This window comes from Streptomyces sp. NRRL F-525 (assembly GCF_000716605.1).
In the GTDB taxonomy this organism is placed as follows: Bacteria; Actinomycetota; Actinomycetes; order Streptomycetales; family Streptomycetaceae; genus Streptomyces.
Genome location: NZ_JNXE01000080.1, coordinates 1 through 8991 on the forward strand (window position 1 = coordinate 1; position 8991 = coordinate 8991).

Annotated in this window: 4 protein-coding genes and 2 pseudogenes; 5 read left to right on the top strand and 1 reads right to left on the bottom strand. The window is 68.2% G+C overall.

Annotation, left to right across the window (positions count from 1 at the left end; translation table 11 throughout):
* Positions 1–923: 923 nt before the first annotated feature.
* Positions 924–1373 carry a hypothetical protein gene (locus tag OO69_RS47610; RefSeq protein ID WP_033287300.1) on the top strand — a complete coding sequence of 150 codons (450 nt, stop codon included), beginning with the start codon at positions 924–926 and terminating at the stop codon, positions 1371–1373.
* Positions 1374–1647: 274 nt separating this feature from the next.
* Positions 1648–2007: pseudogene (locus OO69_RS53415) on the top strand (IS30 family transposase); the annotation flags it as partial.
* Positions 2008–2041: 34 nt separating this feature from the next.
* Here the strand turns inward: OO69_RS53415 and OO69_RS47615 are convergent.
* Positions 2042–2557 (bottom strand): hypothetical protein, encoded by a 516-nt coding sequence (locus tag OO69_RS47615; protein ID WP_234444719.1) that lies wholly within the window; start codon positions 2555–2557, stop codon positions 2042–2044.
* Between the two features lie 958 nt (positions 2558–3515).
* Between OO69_RS47615 and OO69_RS47620 the strand changes: the two genes are divergently transcribed.
* From OO69_RS47620 to OO69_RS47630, 3 genes and pseudogenes are all read left to right on the top strand, one after another.
* Entirely contained in the window at positions 3516–4775 is a 1260-nt protein-coding gene (locus OO69_RS47620) for an alginate lyase family protein (RefSeq protein WP_078652918.1), read from the top strand.
* Positions 4776–4920: 145 nt separating this feature from the next.
* Complete coding sequence (locus OO69_RS47625) at positions 4921–6081, top strand: glycoside hydrolase family 88 protein (protein ID WP_033287304.1); 1161 nt, start codon at positions 4921–4923, stop codon at positions 6079–6081.
* 1233 nt (positions 6082–7314) lie between these two features.
* Positions 7315–8991, top strand: a pseudogene (locus OO69_RS47630) (hypothetical protein); the annotation flags it as partial.

Sequence of the window (8991 nt, forward strand, 5' to 3'; positions counted from 1 at the left end):
CCAGGTCGAGGGGGGTGATGGTGGCGAGTTTGCGCGCGGCATCGAGGGTCATCTGTCGTCGTACGGCTCGCACGATGTAGTCGTTGAGGGAGGGGGCGCTGGCGGCGGCGTCGCGCAGTTGTTTGTCCATGGCGTCGGGGATCCGCAGGGTGATGGCAGTCATGGTGTCAATTCTAGTGGTAAGAGTGCCATCACCTACAGCCGTGGGCGGTTCGCGGTGGACGACGCTGCGGTACTGGGCCGGGTGGGGGCACGGAGTGGCATTTTTTGCCCTGTTTGATACGTGTGTGCGGCGCGCCTTGCAACAGGCCTGGCCGGGTTGGTCGTAGTCGATTTCCAGTACGCGCAACCTGTCGCCGCGTTCAGCGGAGACTTCCCCCAAGATCGGCTTGATGTCCTTGCCGGACCCACACTGGTCGGCGTAGCGGAGCAGCACTGTTCCGCGGTTGTAGGCCAGATGGGCTCGACAGCGTCCCTTCGCTGCCCGGGGCGGCCAGCGGGATCACGGTGCAGGTCTCTGAGCCGGACTTGAATGGACTTCTTCGACGCATAGTGCGCCAAGGGGTTGTGGCAGGAATGCGCCGACGTCCGGGCGTCGTCGTGCTGTCGGGTGGATCCGCGGTGGCGGGGCGTCGGGCGCGGGCGGCCCCTGGCCCCCCGCGCTGCTGCCTGGCGTTCTCGGCTTGCGATCTCCTCGGACGGAGACCGCGGCTGTGACGGCGCGGACTGCCCCGGTGCGTGGACGGCTGGCCCGGGTGCCGCCGCAACTTCCCCGCCCACCCAGGTCACGGCCAGCCAGCCGTGTTCCCGGCCCGCCCGGCCAACTCGGCCGGATCGAGCCGGTGCAGGGTCACAACCCTGCGCGACCTGCACGTGTCTGACCTGTCAGGAGCAAGACACTCCTAAGACCATAAGGGGGAAATATGATATTCAATCGTTCTCTTCTCGCCGGTACCGCGTTGGCGGCCCTGGCGGTCGGCGCGACGACCGTTCTGGCCGGCCCCGCCTCCGCAGCACCGAACACCACCGCGCAGAAGGTCTGCGGAAGCAGCTACAAGACCGTCAACTCCGCGCCCGTCGGCACGCAGGGCACCGTCTACCTGACCTACAACGCCTCCAACGGCAAGAACTGCGTCGCGACCATCCGCACCAACCCCGGCGCCGCGCGCGACATGGGCGCCTGGGTCTACGTCCCCGACACCGACGAGTACGCCCAGGACGAGGGCGCGTACACCTCGTACGCCGGACCGACCTATGTCCAGGGCAAGGCCCACTGCGTCGACTGGGGCGGCCACATCGACAACGTGTACGTCTACGTGACGGGCTCCAACTGCGCCGCGCTGAAGGAGCACCGGGTCACCACGGTCCGTTGACCCGCGGAGCGCTGCCGCGATCCGGTCCACTCCCGTCGTCCGGGGGTGGGCCGGATCCCGTCACAGGCCCTGATGTCCGCCGTCCCCGCGCCGACTTGGGCGGCCCCTGGCCGGAAGCGACGGAACCGTGCCCGTGACGCGGGTCTCGCGCGCCCGCCGTTCCGCTTCCGCGACTTTGTCCGTGACTGCGCGACGCTCAGCCCGCGCGCCGGAGCCTGACCGCTGCCCAGGCCACATCACGGGCCGTCCTCATGCGCCAACTCCAGACCGAGCGCGGCCAGCCGAGCACGTCCGCGACGCGCTCGAACACGCCTTCACCGGACTGCCGGCCGAGTTGACACGCTCGCAGACCTGGGATCAGGGCAGCGGAATGGGACGGCGCGACGAGTTCACGCGCGCCGCCAACATCCCGATCTGCTTCTGCGAGCCGGCCAGCCCATGGCAGCGCGGCTCGAACGAAAACACCAACGGCCTGCTGCGGCAGTGCTTCCCAAGGGCACCGACCTGTCGATCTGCAGTGCCGAAGATCTCGCCTGCGTAGCCGCTGAACTCAACGACCGCCCCCCCCCGCAAGATCCCCGGCCGGCAAACACCCGCCGAGCTCTTCAGTGAGCTCGTCGCAACACTGGAATGATCACGAGTTGCGGCGCTCACCGGAATTCGCCCACCTACGCCGCCGCGTTGTAGTCGGCACGCGACCGGACTTCGCCGCCGGTTCGGCGCTGCGGGGCGCCCTCGGCGAACACCGCCAGACGCAGTACGAGGTAGCGGCCGATCCCGACGAGCGCGGTGGCCGACAAGTACACCGTCTGCTGCAGGACGAGTCCGGCGCCGGGGCGGAGCACGGTCAGCGCGCCGACCGCGGCGGACGTGACAAGCCAGCCGGCAGCGATGGTGGCCGCGCTCTTCAGGTGCCCGGCAAGGCCGGGCCGTCCGTGGCCGAAGGAGACGCGGGCGTGCAACTCGGTGGCGACCACGGCGGAGGCGACGGTGGTCAGCGCGTTCGCCGCCATCCACGGGATCCACTGCGAAAGCAGGACCAGGGCCGCCGCGGCCGCCAGAGTGACCGCGCTGCCCAGCCCGGCGAAGCGCCCGAAGACCGCCGCGTGTAGACGGACAAGTCGCAGGCCGTTCATGGTGATCCCCTCCCCGTCCGCTGCCCCTGGCGGGGCCGTCGTCGTCATGCCGCAGAGCGTGACCGACCCTCCATTCAGCGCGGTCTCGGTGCGGTCTCAGGGGGATCGGCGGCGGTGAAACCGGTGTGGCGGTACGCCGCCCGCCTCGGCCGTGAACGCCTGCTCAACGGGCTGGAGTTGGGCACACACCGCGAGCCGGCCGTGCCACTGGCTGAAACGAAGCCACCGTCAAACCGCCCCGCTCCGCACCGACGTAGGCAGAGCCAGAGGACGCCGTAGGCCAGGTGCGGCGCGGTCGTAGTCGAGGCCACGCGGTGACGAAACGTCATGTCCCTGCCCGCCAACGAGTGGTTCACGGGCAGTGCCGTCAGGGAGGGGGCCCCTTGACGGGTCCTTCGGGCGGCGGCGCGGCAGGACGGGCGATCGCGGTGGGGGCGGGCCCGCAGAGGACGTACACGGTGCAGCAGCCAGCAGTCGGCCGCAGGGAGTTGCCACTACCGGTATCTGAAGGGGGAGCCGTTGGAGGATCCCAAGTGCACTCCGAGCGCGGTCTCCCCGGCGGTCACGCAGGCGAATCTGAAGTCGACGATCTGCCGCACGAACGGCTACACCTCCGGCATCCGTCCCTCCTTGTCCGTCACCGGCAGGGAGAAGAGGAGGAACGCCGCCTCCTACGGCTTAACCGGCCGCATGGCGATGCCATCGTCAGGTCCACACGTCCGTCGGATCGGTGCTTGCTGGGTGGTCGAGTTCTGAGAGCGGTCGGCACTGTCGGCACTGTCGGCATCGCCCTCGACAGTGCCTGCGGCGCGCGTAGTGCCCTGGCGTCCCGGACTGCGTGGGACGCGTGATGGCGCGGCCGCAGGCCGCCAGGAATGTTGGTCTAGACCTTGACGCCCTCGGTCCTGCGCGACTAACTTCCGGCATCAGCGGTTCACAATCGCATTCACTGTTCACGTATAGGAATTCCGTAGCGGCAGTCGCCTCGTGGAAGGCCGTCCCCCCCATGCGTTCAACAGCCCTCTCCCGGTTCGCTGGCCTGTCCGCCGTGCTTGGCGTTGTGGCGGCCGCAGCCGTCATGGCTCCCGCCTCGGCCTCCCCGGCACTCGCGCGGGAAGCAGCCACGCGGGCCACAGCCGTTCAGCCCGGCACCGCCAGAGCCGCAGCAGTTGCCGCATCGCCTGCGGTGTTCGTGCACCCGGGCGTGAACCTTGACTCCGCCCAGCTCGACTTCGTGCGGGCCAAGGTCCAGGCGGGGGCCCAGCCGTGGAAGGCCGCGTACGACAGCATGACGGCGAGCGCGTACGCCTCGCTGTCACGCAGCCCCAAACCCCGGGCGACGGTGGAGTGCGGCCCCTCCTCGAATCCCAACAACGGCTGTACCGACGAACGCGAGGACGCGATAGCCGCGTACACCGATGCGCTGGCCTGGCACATCAACCGCGACGACCGCTACGCGCAGAAGGCGATCCAGCTCATGGACGCCTGGTCCGCGACCATCCGTAACCACACCAACGACAACGCCCCGCTGCAGACCGGCTGGGCGGGCTCTTCCTGGCCCAAGGCAGCCGAGATCATCAAGATCGTGCACGGCAACTGGCCCAACGCCGGCCGTTTCGCGACGATGCTGCGCACCGTCTATCTCCCGCTGGTCGTCAACGGCTCCAACCGCACCGGCAATTGGGACCTGACGATGCTGGAGGCGGCCGTCAGCATTTCTGTGTTCCTTGACGACCACACCGGCTACGACACCGCGATCGGCCATTACCTGCAGCGCGTTCCCGCCTTCGTCTACCTCTCCTCGGACGGCGCGCTGCCCAAGACCGTGCCCAGCCAGCACCTCACCACTCGCGACCAGATCGTCGGCTTCTGGTTCGGCGCAAGCACCTTCACCACCGGCATCACCCAGGAAACCTGCCGCGACTTCACCCACACCGGCTACGGCATCTCCTCGATCTCCCACGTCCTGGAGACCGCCCGCATCCAGGGACAGGACCTCTACCCGCAGGTCGGTGAACGGCTACGGCAGGCACTGGGCTTCCAGTCGAAGTACCAACTCGGCGCGGCCGTCCCCTCCACCGTGTGCGGCGGCACTCTCAAACTCGGACTCGGCCCCGTCACCGAGGTCGGCTTCAACACGCTGAACACCCTCCACGGCGTCGCGATGGCCAACACCCAGACCCTCACCGAGCGAAACCGCCCGGCCGGCACGAACAACCTCTTCGTGGCCTGGGAAACCCTCACCAACGCCCAGAACCCCAACTGAGTACGTGCTGCGCACCGTTGGCGATGCGCCGCGTCGGTTCCCGTAAGGGGGCTGCCGCGCCGCAGCCAACCCTTCACCCCCCCCAACTCCGGGACATCCGCCCGCTCCCCAGACACGAAAGGCCCTGGCCTCCATGGACAAGGACATGGACCGACGACGCTTCCTGACTACGACGGGTGGCGGCGCGCTCGCCGCTGTGGGAATCTCCGCGCTGACCGGCATCGAAGGGCCGCGCGCAATGGCGGCCCCCGCCGCCGTGCCCTCGTCCGCTCTGCCCTCGCGCGCCGCGATCATCGCCGTACTGCGCCGAGTCGCCGACCACTGGATCGCCGCCCACGGCAACCCGGGCAACAACCAGTGGGCCAACGCGACTTTCTTCTCCGGCCTGCTGTCCCTGTACTCCCTGACCAAGGACGCCCGCTACCTCAACTACGCCCGGTTCTGGGCCGAGCAGAACAACTACGCCCTCAACGGGGGCTCCAGCACCCGGATCGCCGACAACCAGAACGCCGGACAGGCGTATCTCGACCTCTACGCGCTGGAACCCGACCCGCACAAGATCAGCGCGATCGAGACCTCGCTGCACCGCATGACCTACACCGACCAAGTCGACAAGAACGACGACTGGTGGTGGGCCGACGCCCTCCACATGGCGATGCCGCCCTTCGCGCGCCTCGGAACCCTGCGCGGCGACGCCCGCTATTACCAGAAGCTGTACAGCCTGTACCAGCACACCAAGCACGCCGAGGGCGGCCCCGGCCTGCTGAACCCGGCAACCGGCCTGTGGTACCGCGACAAGAACTTCCTGCCCGGCCACATCGTCTCGCCCTCCGGCAAGCCCGTCGTCTGGTCGCGGGGCAATGGCTGGGTGGCCGCCGCCCACGTCAAGACCCTCAAGGCTCTGCCGCCCACCCAGTCCGACACCGCCGAGTACCGCGACACCCTTACCCGCCTGGTGACCGCCCTCCCTCCGATCCAGCGTTCCGACGGTTTCTGGAACGTCAACCTTGCCGACCCCACCCACTTCCCCGGCCCCGAGAGCAGCGGCACGTCCTTCTTCGTCTGCGCCATCGCCTACGCCGTCGCCACCGCCCTCGTCGACCGGGGCACCTACCTGCCGGTCGCAGCCCGTGCCTGGAACGGCCTGGTCACCACCGCCGTCCACCCTGACGGCGTCCTCGGCTACGTCCAGGGAGTGGGCGACCGCCCCGACTCCAGCCAGCCCGTCACCTACGACACCACTGCGGACTTCGGGGTCGGCGCCTTCCTCCACGCGGGAGTGGAGCTGGCGGCCCTCGCATCCTGAAGGGCATCGGCGCGCCGCGCCCCGAGCGGGTCATCTCCTCGGAGAAGGCACTGTCGCTGCTCGGGTCCGCGGCGGAGGAGCGGGTCGCGTTCCCCAACTCGCCGTCCACCAAGCGGATCCCGACCGGGGTGCTTGCTCCGGAGGAGGCCGACCGGGTCCGCGCCGCATACAACCTGTTGCCGTTGCCGTAGGGGGTCGGGACGTTCCGCTCCTGCGATCGGGGCGCCGAGGCCGGTGCGGCATGAGCAGGTGGCGCGCCGGTTCTGGACCAAGAGGAGCTGTCCGCGCTGCCAGCCCGTGGCGGGCAAGGACTGTGTCGTCGACGCCCACACCGGTACCGGCATCGTGTCGAAGATTCCACACTACGAGCGGATCGAGCCCGTCCTCGCGGAACGCAGGATCGGGGTGGAACGCCGACTGCAGGCACCGGGGTCGTACGACATCGCCTGCCCGGACTGCGGAAGGCCGCCGGATGAACGGGCTGAGTCAACTCGTAGATCAGCAGGCCCTGTTGCTGGTGGTTGTCTCGGCGTAGCGTTGTCGGGCGTCGACTTGGCCCGGGTCGTGTTAGAGGCGGCTAGGAAGAACCGCGGCAACACCCGTACGGCGAAGGCGAAGCCGTGCACGACGTCGGTGGTCCGGTGCGGCGGGCGCGAGCCGATGGGCCTCGGGGCGACGTCGTCCTCCAGATCCCGGAAGCGCCCAAGGGGCCAGCGAAGAAACGGTAGTTGGCCAGCGATGGCTACCACGGTGCTCTCGTTGCCCACCGGCAGGCCGCCCCACCTTGGTTGGCGGACCTCGACATCACGGAGGCGGTCGAACGGCAGACCCGTGCGATGCGGGAATTCAGCCGACATGTGTTCCCCGAGCCTGACCATGCGCTGGCCCCGATCGAGGTCCCTCCGAGTTCGGACTTCAGCGGTAGGGCGGTGGCCTCGGAGAGGCGTCGGTGGTTCTCCCCGATAAATGAGGGCGTAGATGGTGAACTGCGGGTGCTGCGCGGATTATTGACGGGGCGCCAGGGATATTCGGGCGATGGATTCATGCAGGTCAGTGCCCATTAGCCCTTCTGTTCTTTATGCGTCCTTTAGTCAAAGATCGTTGTTTGTTTAAGTAAGTGATCTTTACGATCCTCCGGCATGGACGTGCCTCCCATCAGGGAGTGAATTCCATGAAACACAGGGGGGTTCACATATGTTGCAAGCGAGACGCACAAGACGCAGACGTCTGTCCTTGGCAGTCGTCTTCTTCACGGTCCTTGCCGGCTTCGGCCTGACCAGCATCGCCCAGGCAGGTGCCACCACTACGAGCGGGAACTTCTCCGCTATCTCGCCCTCTGCCAAAATCGTCGACACGCGCTCGGCGCTCGGCGTCGGCAGCGCGCTCGGTGCGGCTTCGACCGCCGCCTTCCAAGTACTGGGGCAGGGCGGCATCCCCAGTTCCGGCGTGTCGGCCGTGTCGCTGGACATCACCGCGGCCAACGCCACCTCGTCCGGCAGTTACCTGGAGCTTTGGCCCGACGGCACCACCAGGCCCAACCCGGCGTCCGTCATCAACTTCTCCAGCAGCGCGGACGCAAGCAACTCGGCCATCGTGGCAGTCGGTTCGGACGGGAAGATCGACGCCTACAACTCCAGCGGCACCGTCGACCTCATCGTGAGCGTCAACGGCTATTTCACCGCCGACGGCGGCACCGCCTCCCCGGGCGGGTACGTTCCGGTCACGCAGTCACGACTCGTCGACACCCGTGACGGCACCGGCGCCACGCAGGCGAAGATCGCGCCCGGTGGCACGCTGAACGTCCAGATCGACGGTAAGGACGGCATCACCGACCAGGCGTCGGTCTATGCCAACATCACCGTCCCCTCTCCCGGCAGTGCCGGGACCCTGTACGCGTACGCCACCGGGGGATCGGCCGGGCAGCCGGTCGTCGACTACAAGAGCGTCACCACGTCGCAGGGCGCGGTGATCCCCGTAGGCGCAAACGGCCAGATCACCCTGAAGAACGGGTCGTCCACCCAGTCGGTCGACGTGGTCCTCGACGTCTACGGCTACTTCACCCAGGCGACTTCCGGTGACGGGGTCTTCACCGCCGCCCAGGACCGCCTGCTCGACACCCGCACCACCACCGCCATCCCGGCCGACAGCAGCGTCAGCGTGACCGTGGCGGGCAACGACGGTATCCCCACCTCCTTCGGCGCGGCCGTACTCAACCTGACCACGACCGGGCAGCAGAACTCCGGCTATCTTCGCGTGTGGCCGACCGGGCAGCCGATGCCGTCGACGACGTCGGTGGACAACTTCCAGGCGAACACCTCGACCACCGACCTGGTGATCGCCCAGCCCGGTGACCAGGGCGCGGTGAGCATCTACAACGCCAGCGGTGGCACCATCCAGCTCATCGTCGACCTCCAAGGATGGTTCTCCATCGACGGCAACGACGACGACGGCACCCTGACGACGCTGCCGCCGGTCGATCCCGCGGAGACGGACCTCACCGACGCGCCTACGGACCCCGCGGCCGTCACATCCGAGCCGGCGGCCCCCACGGACACGCCTGCCGGCAACGCACCTGCCGGTCGGTTCTGCGACTCGGGCGGCGTCTACCGCCCTACTCACCTCGGAGGCAGATACATCCGCGCCATCGGCGCCCCTCAATCCAACTACAACGGCACCAGCAGCAAGGAGAGCACCACGTTCTCGGCCGAGGCGTCCGGGACCGTCGGCATCAGCTTCAGCGGATCGTTGAAGGTCACGCTCAGCGAGCTCGTCTCGCGCCAGGAGGCCACCTTCGGCGTCAACCTGTCAGCATCACTGAGCCGTTTCAGTGTGGCCACTGATCAGGTGACGACGTCGGCGTCCGCAACGGACAAGGCCCCTACGCCGTTGAGGGAGGTGTTCGACGTCTCA

Bases quoted from the DNA above. Each gene is read 5' to 3' on its own strand.
- OO69_RS47620 (WP_078652918.1), top strand. From the start codon at position 3,516: ATGCGTTCAACAGCCCTCTCCCGGTTCGCTGGCCTGTCCGCCGTGCTT.
- OO69_RS47625 (WP_033287304.1), top strand. From the start codon at position 4,921: ATGGACCGACGACGCTTCCTGACTACGACGGGTGGCGGCGCGCTCGCC.
- OO69_RS47615 (WP_234444719.1), bottom strand. From the start codon at position 2,557: ATGACGACGACGGCCCCGCCAGGGGCAGCGGACGGGGAGGGGATCACC.
- OO69_RS47610 (WP_033287300.1), top strand. From the start codon at position 924: ATGATATTCAATCGTTCTCTTCTCGCCGGTACCGCGTTGGCGGCCCTG.